19 protein-coding genes are annotated in these 23941 nt (G+C 63.0%); 9 read left to right on the plus strand and 10 right to left on the minus strand.

The window, feature by feature from the left end:
- Positions 1–176 precede the first annotated feature (176 nt).
- From B3C1_RS12830 to B3C1_RS12860, 7 genes are all read left to right on the plus strand, one after another.
- Entirely contained in the window at positions 177–1457 is a 1281-nt protein-coding gene (locus B3C1_RS12830) for a citrate synthase (protein WP_008485310.1), read from the plus strand.
- A gap of 294 nt (positions 1458–1751) precedes the next feature.
- The gene (locus B3C1_RS12835; protein WP_008485312.1) at positions 1752–2786 is read left to right on the plus strand and encodes an efflux RND transporter periplasmic adaptor subunit; all 1035 of its coding nucleotides are present in this window, start codon (positions 1752–1754) and stop codon (positions 2784–2786) included.
- Positions 2783–5890, plus strand: coding sequence for an efflux RND transporter permease subunit (locus B3C1_RS12840; protein WP_008485314.1), 3108 nt, complete (start codon positions 2783–2785; stop codon positions 5888–5890). The genes B3C1_RS12835 and B3C1_RS12840 overlap by 4 nt, the downstream gene beginning before the upstream one ends.
- Complete coding sequence (locus B3C1_RS12845; protein WP_008485315.1) at positions 5883–8912, plus strand: efflux RND transporter permease subunit; 3030 nt, start codon at positions 5883–5885, stop codon at positions 8910–8912. Before B3C1_RS12840 ends, B3C1_RS12845 begins: the two co-directional genes overlap by 8 nt.
- 89 nt (positions 8913–9001) lie before the next feature.
- The gene (locus tag B3C1_RS12850; protein ID WP_008485316.1) at positions 9002–9229 is read left to right on the plus strand and encodes a hypothetical protein; all 228 of its coding nucleotides are present in this window, start codon (positions 9002–9004) and stop codon (positions 9227–9229) included.
- A gap of 79 nt (positions 9230–9308) precedes the next feature.
- Positions 9309–11798: a hybrid sensor histidine kinase/response regulator gene (locus B3C1_RS19450; protein ID WP_008485317.1), complete on the plus strand. Its 2490-nt coding sequence runs from the start codon at positions 9309–9311 to the stop codon at positions 11796–11798.
- A gap of 1 nt (position 11799) precedes the next feature.
- On the plus strand, positions 11800–12942 hold the full coding sequence (locus B3C1_RS12860; RefSeq protein WP_008485318.1) for a response regulator: 1143 nt from the start codon (positions 11800–11802) through the stop codon (positions 12940–12942).
- Here the strand turns inward: B3C1_RS12860 and B3C1_RS12865 are convergent.
- The 9 genes from B3C1_RS12865 to B3C1_RS12905 are packed head-to-tail and all read right to left on the minus strand — an operon-like array spanning position 12939 to position 21238.
- Positions 12939–13958, minus strand: a complete 1020-nt coding sequence (locus tag B3C1_RS12865; protein WP_008485319.1) for a protein-glutamate methylesterase/protein-glutamine glutaminase — start codon at positions 13956–13958, stop codon at positions 12939–12941. The two genes, B3C1_RS12860 and B3C1_RS12865, sit on opposite strands and share 4 nt — an antisense overlap.
- Complete coding sequence (locus B3C1_RS12870) at positions 13955–14533, minus strand: chemoreceptor glutamine deamidase CheD (protein ID WP_008485320.1); 579 nt, start codon at positions 14531–14533, stop codon at positions 13955–13957. Before B3C1_RS12870 ends, B3C1_RS12865 begins: the two co-directional genes overlap by 4 nt.
- Positions 14530–15345, minus strand: a complete 816-nt coding sequence (locus B3C1_RS12875; RefSeq protein ID WP_008485321.1) for a CheR family methyltransferase — start codon at positions 15343–15345, stop codon at positions 14530–14532. Before B3C1_RS12875 ends, B3C1_RS12870 begins: the two co-directional genes overlap by 4 nt.
- On the minus strand, positions 15330–17711 hold the full coding sequence (gene aer2 / locus B3C1_RS12880) for an aerotaxis transducer Aer2 (RefSeq protein WP_008485322.1): 2382 nt from the start codon (positions 17709–17711) through the stop codon (positions 15330–15332). The genes B3C1_RS12875 and aer2 overlap by 16 nt, the downstream gene beginning before the upstream one ends.
- Complete coding sequence (locus tag B3C1_RS12885) at positions 17702–18184, minus strand: chemotaxis protein CheW (protein WP_008485323.1); 483 nt, start codon at positions 18182–18184, stop codon at positions 17702–17704. The genes aer2 and B3C1_RS12885 overlap by 10 nt, the downstream gene beginning before the upstream one ends.
- On the minus strand, positions 18174–18623 hold the full coding sequence (locus tag B3C1_RS12890; RefSeq protein WP_008485324.1) for a chemotaxis protein CheW: 450 nt from the start codon (positions 18621–18623) through the stop codon (positions 18174–18176). The genes B3C1_RS12885 and B3C1_RS12890 overlap by 11 nt, the downstream gene beginning before the upstream one ends.
- 9 nt (positions 18624–18632) lie before the next feature.
- Entirely contained in the window at positions 18633–20606 is a 1974-nt protein-coding gene (locus tag B3C1_RS12895) for a chemotaxis protein CheA (protein ID WP_008485325.1), read from the minus strand.
- An 8-nt stretch (positions 20607–20614) separates the two neighbouring features.
- Complete coding sequence (locus B3C1_RS12900; RefSeq protein ID WP_008485326.1) at positions 20615–20974, minus strand: response regulator; 360 nt, start codon at positions 20972–20974, stop codon at positions 20615–20617.
- A 9-nt stretch (positions 20975–20983) separates the two neighbouring features.
- On the minus strand, positions 20984–21238 hold the full coding sequence (locus B3C1_RS12905) for an STAS domain-containing protein (protein WP_008485327.1): 255 nt from the start codon (positions 21236–21238) through the stop codon (positions 20984–20986).
- Between the two features lie 132 nt (positions 21239–21370).
- On the opposite strand from B3C1_RS12905, the gene B3C1_RS12910 reads away from it, so the two are divergent.
- Positions 21371–22165, plus strand: coding sequence for a CLCA_X family protein (locus B3C1_RS12910; RefSeq protein ID WP_008485329.1), 795 nt, complete (start codon positions 21371–21373; stop codon positions 22163–22165).
- Here B3C1_RS12910 and B3C1_RS12915 read toward each other — a convergent pair.
- The gene (locus B3C1_RS12915) at positions 22152–23303 is read right to left on the minus strand and encodes a benzoate/H(+) symporter BenE family transporter (protein ID WP_008485330.1); all 1152 of its coding nucleotides are present in this window, start codon (positions 23301–23303) and stop codon (positions 22152–22154) included. The two genes, B3C1_RS12910 and B3C1_RS12915, sit on opposite strands and share 14 nt — an antisense overlap.
- Before the next feature lie 84 nt (positions 23304–23387).
- On the opposite strand from B3C1_RS12915, the gene B3C1_RS12920 reads away from it, so the two are divergent.
- Positions 23388–23924, plus strand: coding sequence for a helix-turn-helix domain-containing protein (locus B3C1_RS12920; RefSeq protein ID WP_035482112.1), 537 nt, complete (start codon positions 23388–23390; stop codon positions 23922–23924).
- Positions 23925–23941 lie beyond the last annotated feature (17 nt).

Raw genomic sequence — 23941 nt, forward strand, 5'->3', positions numbered from 1 at the left:
GCTGTTGTCTAGGCTTCTAAAGCGACCCCGCTGAACCGAAAATGTAGACCGTTCATCCCCAATCTAAGACCGTTGGGATTGTGGTCAAATTGACAAATCGGACCATTTGCGATTACAAAGGGCGGCTGTTTGCGACCGCAACATCGACGAATTCACGACCAAAGGAGACATGTTGTATGGCGGAAAAAATTGCCAAACTTATGGTGGAAGGCAAGGAAGCTATTGAATTGCCTATCCTTTCTGGCACCGCCGGCCAGGACGTAATCGACGTCCGGACTTTGGGCAAACACGGTCTTTTCACTTTTGACCCTGGTTTCCTGGCCACTGCATCCTGCGAATCGGCTATTACTTTTATCGACGGCGCCAAGGGTGTACTGCTGCATCGCGGCTTCCCTATCGATCAGCTCGCTGAAAACGCTGAATACCTGGAAGTCTGTTACATCCTGCTGTACGGCGAAGCCCCGACCAAAGAGCAATACGAAGAGTTTCGTAATACCGTTAAAACCCACACCATGCTCAATGAGCAGCTGCGCGCCTTCTTCAAGGGCTTCCGCCCCGACGCACACCCCATGGCCGTAATGTGTGGCGTTGTAGGCGCCCTGTCCGCCTTCTACCACGATTCTCTGGACATCAGCAACCCCCGTCACCGCGAAATCGCGGCCTTCCGCCTGCTGTCCAAAATGCCGACCATCGCAGCCATGTGCTTCAAGCACAGCATCGGCCAACCTTATATCTATCCGCGCAACGATCTGTCTTATGCAGAGAACTTCCTGCACATGATGTTCGCTACCCCTTGCGAGGAATATAAGGTCAGTCCTGTACTGGCGGACGCCATGGATAAAATCTTTATCCTGCACGCCGACCACGAGCAGAATGCCTCTACTTCTACCGTGCGCCTGGCCGGTTCTTCCGGTGCCAACCCCTTCGCCTGTATCGCGGCCGGTATCGCCTCCCTGTGGGGCCCTGCCCACGGCGGCGCCAACGAAGCCTGCCTGCGCATGCTCGAAGAGATCGGCTCTGTTGACCGTATCCCCGAGTTCGTGGCTCGCGCCAAAGACAAGGAAGACCCGTTCCGCCTTATGGGCTTCGGTCACCGCGTCTACAAGAACTTCGACCCCCGCGCCAAAGTGATGCGTGAAACCTGTCACCAGGTGCTCAAAGAGCTCAACATCCAGGATCCGCTGCTGGACGTGGCCATGGAGCTGGAGCGCATCGCCCTGTCCGATGAATACTTCGTCGAGAAGAAACTCTACCCCAACGTGGATTTCTACTCCGGTATCATCCTCAAGGCCATCGGCATCCCCACTTCCATGTTCACCGTGATCTTCGCCATGTCCCGTACCATCGGCTGGATCGCCCACTGGAACGAAATGCACTCTGACCCGACCGCCAAAATCGGCCGTCCCCGTCAGCTGTACGTTGGCCAAACCCAGCGCGACTTCGCTTCCAAGAAGTAAGGTCTGCACTACCCAAAAGGGCGGCTTTGGCCGCCCTTTTTTATGCCCGCCTTCTTTCATTCTCGCCTTCATCCTCCCCTCCTCTTGCGGTCAAAGCGATTGCCACTATCGTAAAAAGCAGCCACAGGGCGGCGAGCGTTTTTTAACCTGTCGTTAGCATTCTCGCCACCCAATGGTGAAATTCACCAATGAGCGCTGAACAGGAAAACATAACCAATTGAAATAAAAGAAAAATAAAACTTGGCACAACCTTGGCTTAACCAGACTCATCTCACGCACCAAGGACATTGCGTCATGAACAAAACCCTGATTGCCCTGAGCCTGGCCGCCCTGCTGAGCGCCTGCTCCTCCGGCGAAGCCACCGTTGATAAGAAAAGTGAAGAAGCAGCGGTGCGGATCCCGGTCAGTGTCGCCAACGTCAAGGTGGCTCCCATGGCCGCCCAGTTCGACAGCCACGGCGTACTGAGCGCCGAACACGAAGCCCAAGTGGTGGCCAGGGTCTCGGGCCTGGTGGAGTCCCTGGACATCGAGGAAGGGGACGAAGTCAAAGCCGGCCAGGTATTGGCCCGTATCGAGCCGGACCGCTATCAGTTGGAAAGGGACAGGATGGCGGCCCAGGCACGCTCGGTAGCCCAGGAACTGGACCGCACCCAGAACCTCTATGCCAAGAAACTGGTGAGCGCCGACACCCTGGACAAACTGCAATTGCAACTGGCCGCCCTGCAGGCCCAACTGGGCATGGCGGAGCTGGACCTGATGTACGCCACCGTCAAGGCCCCCATCAGTGGTACTGTGGCCCGCCGCCACATCAAGGCCGGCAACCTGGTCAACCCGGACCAACCCCTGTTCGACATAGTCCAGCACCAGGACTTGCGCCTGGAAGTGGCGGTGCCAGAGCAGTACCTGGGCCAGCTGCAAAAGGCCCAGGGAGCCCACTGCACCTTCGCCGCCCTGCCCGGCAAGACCTTCGAAGCCCGCATTACCCGCCTGAGCCCGGTGGTGGACCCCGCCACCGGCACGGCGCGCCTGACCCTGAACCTGCCCAATGAAAACGGCCAGCTGCTGCCCGGCATGTTTGCCAATGTCAGCATCAGCTACGATCTGCACCCCGACGCCCACCTGGTGCCGCGCCAGGCCCTTATCAACCAGAGCGGCAGCTACAAGGTGTTTGTGGTGCAGGACGGCATGGCCAAACTCAAGGCGGTGACCCTGGGTAACGGCGACCGCGACTGGGTGGAAGTGATAGGGCTGGACGCCGAAGAGCAGGTGGTCACCCTGGGCCAGCACCACCTCAAGGATGACGCCATGGTCGAGGTCATTGCCGGATGAACAGTCTTGTCGCCTTTTCGGTCCGCCGTCCGGTGACGGTGGCCATGATGACCCTGGCGGTGCTGCTGTTCGGCATGGTGTCCCTGGGCAAACTGGCGGTTACCTTGCTGCCGGATCTGTCCTACCCCACCCTGACCATCCGCACCGACTACGACGGTGCCGCCCCCCTGGAAATCGAAACCCTGATCTCCAAGCCGGTGGAAGAATCGGTTGGGGTGGTCAAGGGTCTCAAAACCCTCACCTCCTACTCCCGCCCCGGCCGCTCGGACGTGGTGTTGGAGTTCGAATGGGGCACCGACATGGATTGGGCCAGCCTGGAAGTACGGGAAAAACTGGACCTGGTGCTGCTGCCCCTGGACGTCGATCCGCCCATTATCCTGCGCTACAACCCCAACCTGGACCCGGTGCTGCGCCTGGCGCTGTCGGCCCCAGAGGCCGACCTCAAGCAGCTGCGCAGCTTCGCCGACGACGACTTAAAGCAGCGCCTGGAGGGCATCGACGGGGTAGCCAGCGTGCGCCCCGGCGGCGGCCTGGAGCAGGAAGTGCAAATCCTGGTGGACGACGTCAAGGCCGCCCGCCTTGGCCTTAACCTCAGCGACATTGCCAAACGCCTGGAACAGGAAAACGTCAATCTGGCCGGTGGCCGCATCGAAGACAGCGGCCGCGAGCTGTTGGTGCGCACCCTCAACCAATACCCGGACTTGGCCAGCATGGGCAATACCTGGGTTGCCGACGGGGTGCGCCTCAAGGACATCGCCACCGTCCGTGACGGCCACAAGGAAAGAGACGCCATCAGCCGGGTCAGTGGCGCCGAGATGATCGAGCTGGCCATATACAAGGAAGGGGACGCCAACACCGTGGCCATGGCCAAGGCGGTCAAGGCCGCCCTGCCCAGGCTGCAAAAAATGCTGCCCCCCGGCGCCGAGCTGACCTTGCTGTACGACCAGTCCGGCTTTATCGAGCAGGCCATCAACGAGGTGATGGGCTCGGCCTGGATCGGCGGCATACTGGCCATGCTGGTGCTCTATTTGTTCCTCCGTGACTTCAAGGCCACCGTCATTATCTCCCTGGCGATACCGGTGTCGGTGATTGCCACCTTCAATCTGATGCTGTCCCAGACCGTCAGCCTCAACATCATGTCCCTGGGGGGCCTGGCCCTGGCGGTGGGCATGCTGGTGGACAACGCCATAGTGGTGCTGGAGAACATCGCCCGCTACCGTGCCAAGGGTCTGTCGCCCCTGGAGGCGGCCCAGCAGGGCGGCCAGGAAGTGGCGGGGGCCATCACCGCCTCCACCCTCACCTCCCTGGCGGTATTTGTGCCTTTGGTGTTCGTAGAAGGCATTGCCGGGCAGCTGTTTCGCGACCAGGCCCTCACTGTCACCTTTGCCCTGTCGGTATCCCTGCTGGTGGCCCTTAGCCTCATTCCCATGCTGGCTGCCAGGGGCGCCAAAGAGCAATCCCAGGCCCAGCCCCTGCGCCGCCGCGCCCTGCCCTTGATGTGGCTGCTGGCCGGCCTTTACTGGTGCTGGCATCAGGCCGGGCGCCTCCTTGGCTTGTTGCTGTGGCCCTTTAGGGCCCTGTTCGGCAAAGGTTTTGGCGGCCTGCAATCTGGGTATGAGCGGCTGCTGCCAAAAGCCCTGGCCCGCCCCTTTATGACCCTGGCCACCGTGCTGCTGGTGGTGGCCGCCAGTGGCCTTTTGGCCAGCCGCCTGCCCATGACGTTGCTACCCAACCTGGCCCAGGGGGAGTTTTTCCTGGACGTGACCCTGCCCCCCGGCTCTCGCCTCGAAGAAACCGACAAGCTGCTGGACAAGCTGGCCAAAGCCATTGCCGACGACCCCAGGGTCAGGCATGCCTACAGCCAGTCCGGCGGGGCCCTGCTGGCCAACCAGGGGGCGGCGGACAACAGGCCTAACCAGGGCCGCCTGAACGTGGTGCTCAATAGCGCCGCCGACGAGGAGGCGGTGATCGCCAAGCTGCGCCAGAGCCTTTATCGCCTCCCCGGGGTGGAAGGCCAGTTCAACAGACCCGCCCTCTTTACCTTCGACCAGGATATCCGGGTGGAGATCGCCGGCCATAACCTGGACAGCCTGGCCACGGCGTCACGGCTGGTGGCCGCCGGCCTGGAAAGCCAGGGCCGCTTTGCCGACGTCAAGGCCGGCCTTGCCAGCGGCCAGCCGGAGCTGACCGTCAGCTTCGACCAGGCCCGCCTGGCCAGCCTGGATCTCACCGCTCCGGAAGTGGGCAAGCGCATCGCCAACAAGGTGCGGGGTACCCTGGCGTCCCGCTACCAGCTGGACGACCGCAAAATCGACATGCTGGTGCGCCTGGACGACAACCACAGGGACGAAGTGGCGGACTTGGCCGGCCTTTGGATCACCCGCGACCTGCCTCTGTCGGCAGTGGCCAAGGTGGAAGAGCGCATGGGCCCCAGTGAGATCACCCGTATCGACCAGTCCCGGGTAGCTCTGGTGGATGCCGCCCTGGCCTATGGGGACCTCAAGGCCGCCGAAGTGGCTGCCCAGGATATGCTGGCCGGCCTCAGCCTGCCGGCGGACGTGCGGGTGAGCCTGGCCGGCCAGAGCGGCGAGCGCCAGGCGGCCTTTGCCTCCCTGGAAGCGGCGCTGCTGGTGGCCATTTTCCTGGTCTACCTGGTAATGGCGTCCCAGTTCGAGTCCTTTATCCAGCCGCTGCTCATTCTGGTAACAGTGCCCCTGGCCGGGGCCGGGGCCGCCTTGGGCCTGTGGCTGACCAACACCCCCTTGTCGGTGGTGGTCTTTATCGGCCTTATCATGTTGGCGGGGATAGTGGTGAACAACGCCATCGTCCTTATCGACAGGGTCAACCAGCTGCGCGCCCAGGGCGAGAGCCTGCAGGCCGCCATTTTGGAGGCGGGCCAGAGCCGGCTGCGCCCCATTATCATGACCACCCTGACCACGGTGCTGGGGCTGCTGCCCATGGCCCTTGGCCTGGGTGAAGGGGCCGAAGTCAGGGCGCCCATGGCCATCGCCGTCATGGCCGGCCTGGTGTTTGCCACCATATTGACCCTGGTGGTGCTGCCGGTTCTGCTCCAGCTCACCGGCCGGGAGACTGCCCATGAATAACGCCGCCGCCCGCCTGGCCAGGCTGTCCCTCAAGCGCCCTGTTACCGTGCTGATGCTGAGCCTGTCGCTGCTGCTGATGGGGGTGCTGGCGTCCCGCTGGTTGCCCCTGGAGATGTGGCCCGGCATCGAAATACCGCAAATCAGCGTCCAGGTGCCCTATGCCAACGCCACCCCCCAGGAGGTGGAAGACAACATCACCAGGCCCATCGAAGAGGCCCTGGCCACCCTGTCCGGGGTCAAGGAGATGCGCTCCTGGTCCACCAGCGACGGCGCCAACGTCACCCTGCAACTGGATTGGTCTGCCAACATCAACGCCAAAAGCATAGAAGCGCGGGAAAAACTCGACAGCATCCGCCACCTGCTGCCCAAGGACGTGGAACGGGTCTTCGTGTTCCAGTTTTCCACCAACGACATGCCGGTGCTGACCATGCGCCTGTCCGGCAAGACCGACTTTGCCACCGCTTACGCGCTGCTGGAAAGGGAGCTGAAAAGACCCTTGGAGCGCCTGGCCGGGGTGTCCAAGGTCACCCTGTACGGGGTAGACAAGCCGGAGCTGAAAATCGACCTCAATGCCGAGCGCCTCTACGCCATGTCCCTGACCCCGCTGGACGTGGCCAGCCGCTTGCAGGCTGCCAACTTTCAGTTGGCCGCCGGTAACGTCTATGCCCCTGGCCAGCAGTGGCTGGTGCACCCCAACGGCACCTGGACCGACCCCGAGCAGGTAGGGGACCTCTACATCACCCCGGCGGTGCAGCTCAAAGATCTGGCACGGATCTCGGTGGGTGAACCGGAGCGCCGCGAAGGCCGCCACTTTGACCAGACCTACGCGGTGGGCCTGGACGTCTTCAAGGAGTCCGGCGCCAACCTGGTGGACGTAGCCCAGCGGGTGCTGGCCGTTATCAAGGACGCCGAGCAGAACCCGGCCCTGGACGGGGTCAGGCTCTTTGTCATGGAAGATCAGGCCAAATCGGTGCAGGACTCCCTGTCGGGCCTGTTGCAGTCCGGCCTTATCGGCGCCGCCCTGTCGGCCCTGGTGCTGCTGGCCTTCCTGCGCCGCTTCGCCATGACCGCCGTGGTGGTCTTGTCGGTGCCCTTCGCCATCTGCCTGACCCTGGCCATGATGTATTTCATGGAACTGAGCCTCAATATCCTGTCCATGATGGGGCTGATGCTGGCGGTGGGCATGTTGGTGGACAACGCCGTGGTGGTGGTGGAATCCATCGCCACCGAGCGGGCCCGAGGCCTGGACGGCGACGAAGCGGTGACCCAGGGTGTCAACCGGGTGGCCCTGGCCATGGCCGCCGGCACCCTGACCACCGCCATCGTGTTCCTGCCCAACCTCTTTGGCGCCAAGATAGACATCACCGTCTTCTTGAAACACGTGTCGGTGGCTATCTGCATCTCCCTGGCCGCTTCCCTGATACTGGCCATCACCCTTATCCCCCTGCTGACCAAACGCTTCTCCGGAGCGGCGCCACATCAACCCACCGAGCCCAAGCGCTACCTGGGGGCGCTGAACTGGTTGCTGGCCCGTCCCAAAAGGGCCTGGCTGCTGTTTATCCTGCTGGCCGCCAGCACCGCCCTGCCCCTGGGCCAGCTGCCGTCAGACGATAACTTCGACGGCGACGACGAGCGGCTCTTTATCTCCATGCCCCTGCCTGGGGAGTTCCCCCTGGCCATGGTGGAAGCCGAGGTGACCCGCATGGAGGAATACCTCTATGCCAACAAGGACGAACTGGGCATAGAAGGGGTTTACTCCTATTTCGCCCCCTTTGAGGCCACCCTGACCCTGCTGCTGAAAAAGCCGGCCCTGCTGCCTAGGAACGAGCTGAAAAAGCGCCTGCGTGACAACTGGCCCAAGACCACCCTGGCCCGGCCGCAGTTCGGTTGGTCCAACGGCGGCGGTGGCGGCGTGCAGCTGACCTTGCAGGGCCCCTCCAGCGAGCGGCTGCGCATTCTGGCCGACCAGCTGGTGCCGCAACTGGCGGCCATCGAGGGCCTCAAGGACGTGCGCGCCGACCAAGACGCCCTGGCCCGGGAGATCCGTATCCATCCCGACCCAGAACGGGCCCGCCAACTGGGCCTGGATGCCCGCGCCATAGCCAGCCAGGTGAGCCTGTCGCTGCGGGGCCAGCCGGCCCGCACCCTGCGCACCGACGACGGGGAAACCGACGTCAGCCTCTATGCCAACCACGGCGCCCACCTGGATCTGCGCCAGCTCAAACGGCTGCCGGTGGCCTGGCACGACGGCAAGCTTATCCGCCTGGAACAGGTGGCCGAGGTGGTCGAAGCGCCCCAGGTGGGCGCCATACAGCGTTTTGACCGCCAGACCACAGTGATGATCGGCGCCAACCTGGAAGCATTAGCGCTGTCGGACGCCCGTACCAAGATCACCGCCCTGATGGAGCAAGTGGCCCTGCCCGCCGGTTACCGCTGGAGCCTGGACGGCCGTTTTCGCACCCAAGACGAAGGCCAGCAGGCGATGATGGTCAACATGATGCTGGCCCTGGTGATGATCTACCTGGTGATGGCGGCCCTGTTCGAATCGGTGCTGATGCCGCTGGCCATCCTCACCGCCATCGGCTTTTCCATGACCGGCGCCTTCTGGGCCTTTTGGATAACCCAGACCCCCATGTCGGTGATGGGCATGATTGGCCTGCTGATCCTGATGGGAATAGTGGTCAACAACGGCATAGTGCTGGTGGATCGCATCAACCAACTGAGGGACCAGGGCCCCTTGCGGGAGATGATCCAAAAAGCCTGTGGCGAGCGGCTGCGCCCCATCTTGATGACGGTGGCCACCACTGTGCTGGGGCTGGTGCCCCTGGCCCTTGGCAGCACCCGGGTCGGTGGCGGCGGCCCCAGCTATGCCCCCATGGCCATCGCCATTATCGGCGGCCTGCTGCTGTCCACCCTGGTCAGCCTGTTCCTGGTGCCGCTTTGCTACCAGAGTCTGACCGGCCTCAAACGCCGTTGGCAGGCCATTTCCCAGGCCGCCCGCCTCAAAGCCGGGCTGGCATAAAAAAGGGCCTTCGGGCCCTTTTTTGTTTGATCTGCCCTAGCCTCCATGCCGTACCATGAAAATTGCCTGCCCCAACAGGGAGTGTTGTCATGAGGTTTCACGATCCCCACCACTGCCGACAATGCCAGTGCTGTCGCAGCCAACAGCAACGCCAAGCGGTTTTCAGCCGTAACCAGCATATCCTGCTGGTTTTGGCCAGTGGCGGTGCCTGGCTGGTGCCCTGGACCCTCAAGCACTTGGTGCTGGGCCTCTATCTCCGGCTAAAGGGCTGGCGCTGCACCAGTTGCCTGACCAGCGCCGACGCCTTTCGCGCCTGAGCACAGATTTTCGCCGCTATTTTTGCAATATATTTAATCACTTCCATACTTTGGTGCAGGAACCAAAGAGCAAAAGGCAATGGCGAGCCTCTTTCCCCAACTGACCACCCTGAGCTGGGCACCGGGGACAACCACAGTCGCCATCCACCAGGACGGCGATACCCGGCACCAAGGCACCAAACACACCTTACGCCAGTATTTTGGCCCCCAGGCCAAAGGGGTACTGACGGAGCTGCGCCGCCAACTGGCCCGGCAGCCCCAGGCCCATCTGGAAAGCCTGGTGGATGACCGCCAGCTGTGGCTGTCGGCAGAGCGTCAAGGTAAGGCGGTACAGCTGCAGCTGCTGAGCGCCGCCCCGGCCAGGGACGGCGAACTGATGCAGATGGCCGAGGGCCTGTGCGGTGTCGGCTACTGGCACTGGCACCTGGCCAGTGACCAGTTCAGCTGGTCACCCCAGGTCTATCGCATCTTCGGCCTGCCCCTGGACCACCCTACCTCCCTGGCCGATACCCTGAGCCGCTACCACCAGGACGACCAGCAGGTACTCAAGGCACTGATCGCCAAAGCCAGCCTTGAGCCCATAAGGCGCCAGTTCCAGGCGCAGATACTGCGGGCCGACGGGGAGTGGCGCCAGGTGGGGGTCCAAGGGGTCAGCACCGCCGGCAAGGATGGCCAGATCACCGACATCTACGGGGTCATTCGCGACGTAACCGCCGAGCAACAAAGCCGGGCGCAAATCAGCCGCCTGGCCCTGGTGGCCGCCCAGACCCGCACCAGCGCCTTTTTATGCGACACCGAGGGCCGGGTGGAATGGATAAACCCGGCCAGCGAAGCCCTCTACGGCTATAACCTGGCCGAACTCAAAGGCCGGCGCCCCGCCAGCCTGCTGGTGGGCAGTCAGACCGATCCGGACACCAGCAGGCGCATCAACGAAGCCATGGCCAGGCGCCAGCATTTTGAAGGGGACATCCTCAACTACCGGCGGGACGGCAAACCGGTCTGGGTACATCTGAGCATCACCCCCCTCTTTCACCGCCTGCGCCACGATGGCTTTATCGCCATCGTCAGCGATATTTCCGACCGCAAGGCCAGTGAGGAGCGGCTCAAACTCTATGAGGCGGCTTTCGATCAGGCCGAGGTGGGCATGTTGTTCCTGCGCCCCGCCGAGCAGGGCATGGTGGTGGAAGAAAGCAACCAGGCGGCGCAGCAGTTGCTGGGGTGCACTGAGCAGGCGCTGCTGGGCCAGCCCTTTCCCGGCCGTTTTTTTCACCAGGCCCTGCAAGGCCCCCTTGCGGGGGGCGACAACGACGGCCAGGAGCTGAGCCTGGCAGCGGCACCGGAGCGCAGCCTCTATGTGCTGCACTCGCCGCTCTTTGGACCAGACCGCACCCCCTACCAGTTGGTGATGCTGCGGGAAACCACCGAGCGCCGCCGTGCCGAGCGCCTGGAACAGCGCAACCAGAAGATGGAAACCCTGGGCCAACTGGTGTCGGGTATCGCCCATGATTTCAACAACATCATCGGCATCATCCAGGGCAACCTGGAGCTGCTGGACGCCAAGCTGGAGGCCGAGCACAGCGGTCACAAGGCCATTGCCAATGCCCTCAAGGCCGCCAACCGCGCCTCTACCCTGACCCGGCGCCTGTCCCAGTTTTCTCGCCAGGAGCCGGTCAGCAACGAAGAGGCCGACGCCCACCAGTTGCTGCTGGACGCAGAAGAAATGCTGTCGGCAAGCCTTGGCAGCCAGATCGCCCTGGACGTGGAGCTGGACACTCACAGCGGCACGGTGCGGGTGGACAGGGGCGACTTTGTGGACGCCATCCTTAACCTCGCCTTTAACGCCAGGGACGCCCTGGGAGAGGGCGGCCGCATCCGCCTGAGCTGCCTGCCGGTGTTGCTGGGCAGCCAGATCCCGGGCCTGGAGGCCGACGTGCGCCCCGGCCCCTATATCGAATTCGTGGTGACCGACAACGGCAGCGGCATAGCCCCCGAATTCAAAGACAAGGTACTGGAGCCCTTCTTTACCACCAAACCCAAAGGTAAAGGCACCGGCCTTGGACTATCCATGGTCTACGGCTTTGCCAAGCGCTCCAAGGGTTACCTGTCCCTGGACTCGGCCCCAGGCCGGGGTACCAGCGTCCACTTGTGGCTGCCCCAGGCCTCTCCCCTTAACCGCGAGGTGCTGGCAGCCCCCCAGGACCAGGCCCTGCTGGCAGGCAAACGGCTGCTGCTGGTGGACGACGAAGCCGATCTGCTGGCGGTGGTGGACGGGCTGCTGCGCAGTTTCGCCGTCCTGGTCACCAGCTTTGCCGATCCGGTGGAAGCCCGGCTCAGTTTTGGCCACCAGGATTACGATCTGCTGCTGTGCGACGTGGAAATGCCCGGCATCAACGGCTTTGAGCTGGCGGAGGCGTTTGGGGCCCATTATCCGGGCCGGCCCGTTGCCCTGATGTCCGGCTATATGTCCCAGGTGCCGGCCCACCTTGAACAGTTGCCCAGGCTGGCCAAGCCGGTCAGCCGCACCGCCTTGCTGCAATGCCTTATCTCCCTTCTCAACCGGAAGCCCTGACATGGACAATCATGTGCTCGTAGTGGACGACGACCCCCAATACCGCCAGCTCATCAGCGACATGCTCGACGGCGAGGTCAGCCAGTTGGGCACCGCCGCCGACGCCGGCGAGGCCCTTCGCTACCTAGAGGACAAGGACCCCAGCATCATACTACTGGACCTGGAACTGCCGGACAGGGACGGCATCAGCCTGTCCCAGGATCTGGTGCGAGACGACAGGGCCATTATCTTCGTCTCCGGCCACAACACCCTGGACGAGCGCCTCAGGGCCTGGCAGGCCGGGGCTGCCGACTTTATCGCCAAGCCCTTCGCCATGGCCGAGTTTTTGGCCAGGCTTAACCATTGCAGCCAGTTTTTAGCCAGCAAACAGCAGCTTAGCGAAAAGGAAGCCCGCTCAAGGGCCATGGCTTTTGCCTCCATGAAGGAGGCTTCCCAGTACGGCTTTATCACCCAGTTTTTGAAAAACCTCATGGCCTGCCAGAGCGAGGAGCAGTTGGCCGCGCTGTTCTTTGCCGCCGCCGACTTCTTTCAATTCAAGGCCAGCCTTTGCTTCCACCACCAGGGGCTGCGCTGCCATGGCCCCGGCGGCCAGCCGGTCAGCCCCATCGAGGCCAACATCTACAGCCTGCTTATCCACCAGGGCCGCCTTTATCCCTTCGGCTCCCGGCTGATGGTCAACGACCAGCATTTGTCCTTCCTGGTCAAAGATATGCCCACCGATGCAGTAGAAGCGGGCAAACTCAGGGACGTGGTGGCGGTGCTGGTAGAAGGCATGGAGGCCAAGTGGCGGGATCTGCACCGCCAGGACACCATGCGCGGCCTGGTAGACACCCTACAGGGCTCAATGGGGGACCTGGCCAACACCATACGCCAGTATGACCAGCGCCTGGAGGGGCTGATCACCAACCTCAACAACGAGATCCGCATGAGTTTTCACCTGCTGGAACTGAACGAGCAGCAGGAAGCCTTTTTCACCAACCTCATCGATCAGGGGGCCGACACCCTGAGGGCCACCGAAGGGGACTTGCGGGAGCTGGAAGTGCGCCTTAAGGCCATGCTGGAAACGGCCCAGGCCACCATGGTGCTGGAAAGCCAGGGCCCGGCAGCCCCGGTGGTCGAAGACGACGACGTGGAGCTGTTCTAGGAGGCCAGCAACTTCAGGGCCTTGGCGGCCAGTTGGTCCAAGGAATACTGGCCGCTGGCGGCTCCCGCTTCCCAGGCCGCCCTTGGCATGCCCCACACCACCGAGCTGGCCTGGTCCTGGACCCAGTTGGTGGCACCTCCTGCGGCCAGTTTGACCATACCCTCGGCCCCGTCCTTGCCCATGCCGGTCAGCAACATGGCCAACATGCGGCCGCAGCCGGTCTCGGCCGCCGATGAAAACAATACGTCCACCGCCGGCCTGTGCCGGCCCACCGGCTCATCGTCAAAGGCCTGGGCCCAAAGGGCGCCGCTGCGGCGTACCAGGCGCATGTGCCGGTCGCCGGGCGCTACCCAAACCTGCCCCGGTTTGATTGGGGTGTCCTTGGTCAGCTCCTGCACATCCAGGGGGGTGAGGCTGTTGAGGTGGCGGGTAAAGGCGCTGGAGAAAAAGGGCCTGATGTGCTGCACCACCAGGATCGGCGGCATCAGCGCCGGCCACTGGCATAGCACCCGTTTGACCGCCTCGGTGCCGCCGGTGCTGGCGCCAATCAATATGGCTTCGAGCTTGCGGGGGTTGACCCCGAATGCCGGGTGGCTGGGCAGGGCCTGGCGCTGCTGCAGGTTGGCCCCCGCCGCGACCTTGACCTTTTCCCGCAGCAGCTCCCCATAGGCCACCAGAGCAGCGGTAGCCCCGCCGGACGGTTTGGGTACGTAGTCCACCGCCCCCAGCTCCAGGGCTTCGAGGGTAACATCGGCGCCGTGCTGGGTAAGGGTGGAGACCATCACCACCGGCAGCGGATGCAGGCGCATCAGGTTTTTCAGGAAGGTCAGGCCGTTCATCTTGGGCATCTCGATATCCAGGGTCAGCACATCGGGCTTGAGGGCCTTGATGGCTTCCCTGGCTTCGAAAGGGTCCGCCGCTTCTCCCACCACTGTGATACCCGGATCCTTATTGAGGATGTCGCCAATCAGGGCCCGCATCAGGGCCGAGTCGTCCACCACCAGCGCTTTAATCATCGAAATAGCTCCACCTTGCCGTCTTCCTTGATGGCCAGCTGCCGGGCCAGCTGGTCTTCCCTCAGTACCAGGGTGTCGTTGGCCAGTTTCCTTAGGTGCTTGACCCAGGCCCGGCCGTCGCAGGGCTCGAACAGCACTTTGCGCGCCTGCTGGCCACCAAGGGAACGAGCCAATACCCTGATACCCTCTTTGGCCACAAAGGCCTCCACAAAAGCGATGTTCTGATCGCCGATGCGCCCTTCACCGTAGATCTGGCCGCCGCCAAAAAGCTTGGCCTGCAACCTGTCACGCCTGGCTCCCAGGGCCAGCAGGCCGTTGACCAGGCTTTCCATGGCATGGGTTCCATACCGGTTGGCCTGGGAAAGGGGCCCAAGGCCCCCTTTTGCCTCCGGCAGCATAAAGTGGTTAAGCCCCCCTACCCCGGCTTCCCCGTCCCAGAGACAGGCACAGACGCAGGACCCCAAAGTGGTGCCGATCAGCTCCTGGCCGGCGGTCACGTAGTATTCGCCGGGCAACACCTTGACCAGGGTGCGGCCACGGGTCGGGTCGAAAAAACAGCTGCTGGCCAGGGTCAAACGGCCACCTTCTGGTAAATGGTCTTGCCCAGGGACACAAAACCCTGCTGGTGCTTGTCCAATCCTTCGGCATGGCCCAGCAGCAAAAAGCCCCCGTCCTCCAACTGCTGGTAAAAGCGCTCTATTAACGTCGCCTGGGTGGGCCTGTCGAAGTAAATCATCACGTTACGGCAAAAAATCAGGTTGAACTTGTGGCGAAAGGGCCAGGGGCCAATGAGGTTGAGCTGGCGAAAGGTCACCCTGTCGCGGACCTGGCGGCAGGGACGCATCCAGCCGGCCTGGTCCCCCCGGCCCTTGAGAAAGGTGTCGGCCAGTATTCCCGGCGGGATGGACGCCGCCTCGTTGACGTCGTAAAGCCCGCTTTGGGCAGTGGCCAGCACCTGGGTGTTGAGATCGGTGGCCAAGATCCGGTCTTCCCTCCGCCCCAGGCTGACCAATTGGGCGGCGATGGAATAAGGCTCTTCACCGGTGGAACAGGCCGAAGACCAAATGCGCAGTGGCGCCGGATGATCCTCGGCAATGGCCGCCAAGAAATCGAAGTGGTGCCCTTCCCTAAAGAACTGGGTCTTGTTGGTGGTCAGGGCATTGATGAACTGGATTTGCTCGTCCCTGTCGTGTTCCAGGCGCAGGCAGTACTGGGCAAAGTCCCCCAGCCCCAGCTCGCGGATCCGCCGGCTCAGGCGGCTGTAGACCATCTTGTCCTTTTGGTCCGACAGCCGGATACCGGCCAGGGCGAAGATCCTGTCCTTGATGTAGGCAAAATCCTGGCCGGTAAAGACAAAGCCGTCCGGCGGATTTAAAAGGCTTCCCATTCTTCGCCCTCATCGGCCAACGAGCCCTTGGCCGCCTTGCGGGGCGCCGCCTTGGCTATCGCTTTGGGAGCGGCCTTGCGGGCCGCCTGGGCCGGCTCGGTCTGGGTCACCATTTCACCATTGAAAAAGGCCATCAGCTGCACCAACTGGCGGGCTTCGTCCAGCAAGGACTCGGAGGACGCAGCGGCCTCTTCCACCAGGGCGGCGTTCTGCTGGGTCATCTCGTCCATCTGGGTGACGGCGCGGCTGACTTCGTCTATGCCGGTGGCCTGCTCCTGGCTGGCCATGTCGATTTCCTTCATCAACTTGGTCACCTCTTCCACCGAGGCCACTATCTCGCTGAGGCGATGGCCAGAGTCACCCACCAGCTTGGAGCCCTGGGACACCTTGGCTACCGAGTCCTGGATAAGGGCCTTGATCTCCTTGGCCGCCCCGGCGCTACGCTGGGCCAGGTTGCGGACTTCCGAGGCCACCACCGCAAAACCCCGGCCCTGTTCACCGGCCCTAGCCGCTTCGACGGCGGCGTTAAGGGCCAACAGGTTGGTCTGGAAGGCGATTTCGTCGATGACACCGATGATGTCGGCGATCTTGCGGCTGGCGCTTTCGATCTCGGTCATGGCGTCCACCGCCTGGGTGACCACCTGGCCACCGTCCCTGGCCCTGTCCATGGCGTCCTGGGCCTGGCGGCTGGCCTGACGGGCATTGTCGGCGCTGCTTTTCACCTGGGCCGACAACTCTTCCATGCTGGCGGCGGTTTCTTCCAGGCTGGAGGCCTGCTCCTCGGTGCGCTGGGACAGGTCGTTGTTGCCCTGGGCAATCTCGGTGGAAGCGTTGGTGACCTTGGCGGCGGCGGTGTTGATCTGCGCCACCATGTCCCGCAGGTTTTCGATGCTGGTGTTGACGGCGCTGGCCAGGCGGCCGAACTCGCCGCCGAAGGCGTCGGACATGCCGCTATTGAGATCTCCCTTGGCCATGGCGCTCATCACCCTGATGCTCTGGTCTATGGGGTGCACTATGGCCTCAAGCAGACTGTTGATGCCTTCCCCCAGGTTCCGCATAAAGCCCTGGTAACGGCTGACGTCGATGCGCTCGCCCAATTGGCCGTCGGTGGCCTTGGCGATCAGGCTGGCCACCTGGCGCTGGGCATCTTGCACTTCGGTGATGTCCAGCCACTGTACGGCGGTCCCGATGTGTTTGCCCTGATGGTCACGCATGGCGATGACGATAAGCTCGAATTCCAGCTCCCCCACCGCTATCTGGGCGGTGTGGGGCAGCCGGTCCGGGTTGCCGATGATGCCCCTTTGGTGGCTGGGCTGCTTGTGGAAGCGGTCGATGTTTTCCCCCAGCAGCTTGTCCACCTGGAACCCAGGGAAGATATCGGCCAGGGCCCGCTCGCGGCTTTTAAGGAGTTTGACCAGGGAGGGGTTCATGTAGACGATGCGCCCGTCCAGGTCCGCCATCATCAGGTTGGTGGTCATGCCCATCACCGCCGAGGTGAGCCGGCCCACTTCCAGCTGGCGAGCCCGCTCGTCGGTGACGTCCCGCCATTCCAGGGTGTTACCGATATAACCGCCCTTACCGTCGAGGATGGAGGACACGTTCAGCTCGATGATCACCTCACCGATGCGGATATCGGTGCTGTATGGGAGCTTGGAGGTGTCCGCCAGCATCTTGCGCTGGTGCTCGGGTTTTTGGTGGAACTCGTCGATGCAGCGCCCCAGCAGCCAATTTTCCTCGGCGGCAAAATTAGGCCAGACCTGGCGAAAGGCCCCCTGGTGTTTCTGGAACAGGTTAAGGGACGCCTGGTTGACGTAAGTGATAAGAAAATCCCGGTCGATGGTGACGATGGCGGTCTGAATTTGGTCCACCGTCGAGTGCAGCCGGGCGATGTCGGCCTCCTGCTGGCGAAGGGCGGTCACATCGGCCCACTCCAGGCTGGACCCCACATAGCGGCCTTCGGCGTCCATGATGGCCCCCACCGTCAGTTCCAGCTTGAGGGGGCCTATGGTGATGTCGGTCTGGTAAGGCAGGTTCTTCGGGTCTCCCAGCAATTTGCGCTGGTGGCTCGGGTCTTTGTGGAAGCCGTCGATACAACGACCCATCAGGTAGTCGCTGCTGGCTTTGAACTCGGGCCAAATGCTGCGAAAGACCGCCTCGTTGTTCTTGAACAGCACCAGGCTCTGGTGGTTGACGTAGGTAATCAGCAGATCCCGGTCGACAATCATCATGGCGGTCTGGGTCGAGTCCAGGGCCGCCTTGAGGTGGGCCTTGCTGATGCCCTTGTCGTCGTCCCGGCGCAGTCCCAGCCGGCCGCTTTGCCTTGAAAAGAGTTGCCCCAGTTTACGCATCGAAGTAGTTACGGACATGAGTGGCTCTCCTCCTTTGAGAAAGCGCTGTCTACCAGGCTAAAAATTTCATCAAAATCAAATAGGTGCTCTACGTCTAACAACAGCAGCATCTCGTCGCCCCGGCCCAGCACGCCCTTGACGGCGCCCTGGGCCAGGCACTGGCCCATTTGCGGCGCAGGCTTAAGATCACCCTCGCTGACTTGCAACACGTCGGCCACGGCATCCACCACCAGGCCAAGGGCAGGACCCTGGCCCTGCTGCACTACGATCACCACTGTGGTGGCCTCGACCTTGGTGGCGCCAAGGCCCAGGCGCCGGCCCAGATCCAGCACCGGCATGGAGTTGTCTCTTAGCATCACCAGTCCCAGCAGATGGGGCGGTGCGTCCGGCACCTTGCGGGTCTTTTGCCAACCACGGATCTCCCGCACCACGTCGATGGGCAGGGCAAAGCAGTCGTTGGCGCAGTGGAAGGTCAACAGGTCATGCAGCATGGCCGTCCTCCAGGTTGGGTACCTTGTCCAGGTCCATCAGGGCGTCCACGTCCAGCACCGCCACCACCTGTTTTTGGTGGCGCACCAGGTATTGCAAAAAGGGCAGCACGGCGCTGTGGCCCAGGCGGGTGGCGACCCTGTCCTGGTCAGCCAGGGCCAAGACGTCGGCCACGGCATCCACCACCAGGCCCATCAGCCGTTCTTCGCCGTTGCCAAGGATCAGGGTGACGGTGTTGGCGTCGTACTGGCGCTCTCCCAGGCCAAAGCGTTGGCGCAGGTCAAGGATGGGCACTATCATGCCGCGCAGGTTAATGACGCCGCTGACGTAGGCAGGTACAGCCGGTAGCCGGGTGGGAGGGGACCAGACCCTGATCTCCCGGACCCTGAGGATATCCACCGCAAAACGCTCTTTTCCCAGCAGGAAAGTGAGGCATTCCATTGTTGGCTCCTAGGCGGCGCTGACCGCCGCGCTGTCGCTGTCCCGGCCCACCTGGCGGGATACCAGGCCGGGCACGTCGAGGATAAGGCAGACTTGGCCGTCCCCCAGTATGGTGGCCCCGGAGATCCCCGGCAGGCGCCGAAAGTTCTGCTCCAGGGACTTGATCACCACCTGCTGCTGGGCCAACAGGGCGTCCACCACCAGCCCCAGCTTGCGCCCCGCCGCTTCGACCACACAGAGCAGTGGCAGCGGCCCGGGCTCCCCTTGGGTGCCCAGTAACTCGGCCAGCCAGATCACCGGCAGCATTTCCTGCCTGAGCTGGTAGAACACCACCCCACCGCCGGCCTTGAGCAGGCAGTCGGGTTCCACTTTGAGGGACTCGACGATATTGATAAGGGGAATGACGAACAGCTCGTCCCCCACCGCCACCAGTTGGCCGTCCAATATCGCCATGGTCAGGGGCAGGCGGATGCGAAACAGGGTGCCGCGCCCCAGTTGGGACTGGATCTCGACGCTGCCCCCCAGCTCGCTGATGTTGCGTTTGACCACGTCCATGCCCACACCACGGCCGGACAGGTCCGACACCGCCGCAGCCGTGGAAAAACCGGGGGCGAAGATAAGGTCGTAAACCTGACCGTCACTGAGCTCTTCGAGCTTGTGCTCCTGGGTCAGGGGCAGACCCTTTTCGCAGGCTTTTTGCCAGAGCTTTTCCTTGTTAAGGCCGGCGCCGTCGTCGCGGATGTCGATGACCACATTGCCTCCTTCGTGGCAGGCGGACAGGGTCAGGGTACCTTTGGGGTTCTTACCGGCCTGACGGCGCTGGCCTGGCTGTTCTATGCCGTGGTCCAGGGCGTTTCGCACCATGTGCACCAAGGGGTCACCGATGCGCTCGAGCACCGTCTTGTCCAGTTCGGTCTGCTCACCCACCAGTTTAAGGTCCACGTCCTTACCTAGCTGTTTGGCCAAATCCCGTACCAGGCGCGGAAAGCGGTTAAAGGCAAAACTGATGGGCAACATGCGGATCCCCAGCACGCTTTCCTGCAGGGCCTTGGTATTGCTTTTCAGCAGTGACAAGCCCCGGCTAAACCGCTCCTCTATGGCCTCTCCCCCCAGTCCTTCTAGGGACGCCAGCATGGACTGGGTAATCACCAGCTCTCCTACCAGGTTGATAAGGGCGTCAATCTTGCGAATATCGATGCGGATACTTTGCTCGGGAGCCGCCTTGGCTTCGGCCACCTGGGCCTTTGCCTCTGCCTGAGGCTGGGGGGCGGCTTCAGCGGGGCCTGCCTGGCGGCTCAGGCTAATGTCGCACTCGTCTTCCACCCATTCGAAGATCTCGCGGATATCGGCCTCGGGGATCTGGCCGGGCCCGGCCAAGGTCCAGCCAAGATAGCAATGCTCCGGCTGGTAGTTGCCCTGGTGCAGCGCTCCCAGAGACACCGAGATGACCTTGAACCCCAGTGCCGCCAGCTCACGCAGCAGGCGCAGGGGTTCGTTGCCGCTGGCCAAGATGTCGCCGTGGGGCTGCATCACCAGCTGCCAATCGCCGCTGCCTTGGGCGGCGCTGGCCTTGGCCTGCTCCGGGGGCGCGGCCGCCATGCCCAGTGCCGCTTCCAGCTGCCCCCGCACTGCGTCCGCCTCCGGGCTTTGGCCTTCACCGCCCCCTTCGGCGTCGCCGCGCATCTGGGCGATGACGTCGGTGGCCTTTAGCATCAGGCTGACCAGGTTGGCGTCGATGCTGCGCTTGCCGCTGCGTAGCTCGTCAAGGAGGGTTTCTAGATGATGGGTAAAGCCACTCATGGCCTTGAGGCCAAAGGTACCGGCCCCGCCCTTGATGGAATGGGCGGCCCTGAATACCCGGTGGATACAGTCCTCGTCGCCGCTGCCCCTTTCCAGGGCCAGCAAGTCGGACTCCAGCACCGCCAGGTTTTCGGCACACTCTTGCAAGAAGATCTGGCGGAAACGGTCCATGTCCAGTTCCATGATGGCCTCTAGCGCACTTTATCCAGGGTTTTGAGCAGGGTTTCGGGGTTGAAAGGCTTGATGATCCAGCCGGTGGCGCCGGCCCCTTTGCCTTCGGCTTTCTTTTCCGGCGAGCTTTCGGTGGTGAGGATAAGGATGGGAGTGAACTGGTAGGCCGGCAAAGCCCTCAAGGCCTTGGTCAGGCCAATGCCGTCCAGGTTCGGCATATTGACGTCGGAGATCACCACATCGAACTGGCGGGTCTGGGCCAGGGCCAGAGCTTTGGCCCCGTCCTCGGCGCATTGCACCTGGTAGCCGGCGCTCTCCAGGGTGAACTGCACCATTTCCCGAATAGAGGCGGAGTCGTCGGCGGCAAGAATGCTGGTCATGCAATGTCCCTATATGGCTGGAAGAGAAAAGGCGTCGTCTAAACCGGCAAGTACCAGGCTCTGGTAAAGGGGCTGGCTACAGGCAGTCCAGGTCAGGGTGCGGTCCTGGGCCAGGCATAGCAGCAATTGCAGGCCCGCCACATCCACCTGGGTCACTGCTGCCCCGTCAATGTCGATAACGGCCTCGGTCAGGGCCTGCCAGTCGGCCCATAACGGTTGCACCTGGGCCACCGTCAAGCGTTCGGGTAAGGTCAGTGATGTCATGTTTAGCGTTTGTTAACATTTGTCCTAGTTATAGCAAGGGCTTGGCACTTTGCTTTGCCAAAGGCCAAAAAAGCACAGAAAATTGACGCACCTCATCCTCCGGCCCCAGGCCAGCTTCTTAAAGGCAATGACGTGACCGACCAGGGCCTGTCCAGGCTGCACAAACCCTACTTCAGGCGGGGCCCCGATTACCGCTTCGGGGAAGACCGCAGTTTTGCCGATGTCAGGGACCAGTTTGCCCTGGCCGGGGTCAGGGTGGGGGCCTGGGTCAGCGCCGAAGAACAGCAGTTGGCGGCTAACCTGGTGTTTGACGCCTTGGCCGACCTGGCCTGGGTGTTGAAGGTGCCGCCAGCAGTGCTGGGGTTGCGGGGGCAATTGCAGCTGGCCTTCGGCAGCCGGGGCCAGCTAAGTGCCCAGGCCCACTATGAACCTGCCACCCGTATTCTGGCCCTGGCCAAAAACGCCGGCGGCGGCGCCCTGGCCCATGAGTTCTGGCACGCCTTTGATCATCATATGGCCACCAAGCTCTACCCGGACGCTTCCCCCAGGGCCATGGCTTCACACCTGTGGCTGGCAAGGCCCAACTTTCGCCCCCATCCCCTCAACCAGCTGCTCCATGGGGTGTTGAAGACGGTACTGCTAAGCGAAGACGGCCAAAGCCCCAGCGACTATATGACCCGGGCCCTGGCGCTGGACAAAGGGCGGGGCAGGCCCTATTTCAGCCAGCCCACAGAACTGCTGGCCCGGGCCTTTGAGGCCTTCGTGCAGGATGATGATGAGGTATCCAACCGTTACCTGGTGTCAGGAACCCGGCAAAGCGAGGCGGCCCGCCAGGGAGCCTATCCCCAGGGCAGCCACCGCCGCCGCTGCCAGCAGGCCTTTGCCCACTACTTTACCGCCCTGGGCCAGGCCCTTAGCGGGGCTTAAAGAGCAGGCAAATGCCGCCCAGCACCATGCCCCAAAAGGCGCTGCCCACCCCCCATAGGGTCATGCCCGAAGCGGTAGCCAGAAAAGTGACCAGGGCCGGTTCCAGGTAATGGGGGTCGGCCAGTGCTCCCTTCAAGCTGGCGGCCAGGGTCCCCAGCAAGGCAAGGCCAGCCAGGGCCATCACCAGGGCCAGCGGCATGGCGGCAAAGAGCGCCACTATGCTGGCCCCAAAGAGCCCGGCCAGCAGATAAAAGCCCCCTGCCGCCACCGCCGCCTTGTAGCGCCGGCGCGGCTCTGGGTCGGCCTGCTCCCCCATACAGATGGCAGCGGTAATGGCGGCCAGGTTAAAGGCGAAGCCCCCCAGGGGCGCCAGCAGCACATTGGCAAGGCCGGTGCCGGTCAATACCGGGGAGATGGGGGCCTGGTAGCCTTGGCTGCGCAGCACCGCCACCCCCGGCAGGTTTTGCGACGCCATGGTCACCACAAACAGCGGCAGAGCAATCCCAAAGGCCCCCTGCCAAGAAAATGCTGGCCATTGCCATTGGGGCATGGCCAGCGCCAAGGCCACGGCCCCAGTGCCAAAGCCCCCCTGCAGCCAGGCCACCAGGCAGCCGGTCAACAACACCAGCAACATGGCGTAACGGGGCAGCCATTGTTTGGCCAGCAGGTAGCAAAGCAGCATGGGGCCCACCAGCCAGGGGCTGGCCTGCAGATGGCTGAAAAGGCCCAGACCAAACTGCAGCAGGATACCGGCCAACAGGGCATTGGCCAGGGCCAGGGGAATTCTGTCCATGACCCGGGCAAAAAGGCCGCTGACACCGCAAAGAAGGATCAGCAGCCCCGACAGCATAAAGGCACCGTAGGCCTCGGCCAGGCTGTGCCCGGCCAGGGCGGTGACCAGCAGCGCCGCCCCCGGGGTGGACCAGGCGGTCAGTATCGGCACCTTGTACCAGAGGGAAAAGCCGGCCGAGGTCAGCCCCATCCCCAGGCCCAGGGCCAGGATCCAGCTGCCTATCTGGCCGCTGTCGGCACCGGCGGCCTGGGCCGCCTGGAAGATAATGGCCACCGAGCTGGTAAACCCCACCAATACCGCCACCAGGCCGGCGGCCAGGTGGCTGGGTGCCAGGGCTTTTGTCATCACTGCCTCCTTGTGGTGCCGGCGGCACCCTTGTACGCTATAACGCACAGCCTACCGCCGTGCGCTATAACGCACAAGCTCCCCATGGATCCATTAAACCGACAAATACAGCAGAGAGTGAAAGCGGCCCGCCAGGAGCGGGGGTGGAGCCTGACGGTGGCCGCCGACAAGACCGGCGTGTCCAAGGCCATGCTGGGGCAGATTGAGCGGGGGGAGTCCAGCCCCACGGTGGCGACCCTCTGGAAGCTGGCCACCGGTTTTGGCCTGTCGTTTTCGGCCTTCTTGCTGGCCGGCAGCCCCTCACCCCTGGCCGATGCCGCCCAGATGCAGGTCACCACCCTGTTCCCCTACGACCCCCAATTGGGTTTTGAGGTGTTCGCCATTACCCTGGCACCAGGCTTTGAACGCCGCTCCGAAGCCCACAGGCCAGGGGTGGTGGAGCAGGTGGTGCCCCTCGATGGCAGCCTGGAGATCTTTGCAGACGGCCAGTGGCAGGCCGTGCCGGCGGGCCAGGGCCGGCGCTTTGAGGCTGACCGGCCCCACGGCTACGCCAATCGCGGCCTGGTGCCGGTGACCTTCCACAACATCATCAGCTACCCCCATGAAAAAAGCCGCCCTTAGGCGGCTTTCTACAAGGC

Source organism: Gallaecimonas xiamenensis 3-C-1 (genome assembly GCF_000299915.1).
Classification (GTDB): Bacteria; Pseudomonadota; Gammaproteobacteria; order Enterobacterales; family Gallaecimonadaceae; genus Gallaecimonas; species Gallaecimonas xiamenensis.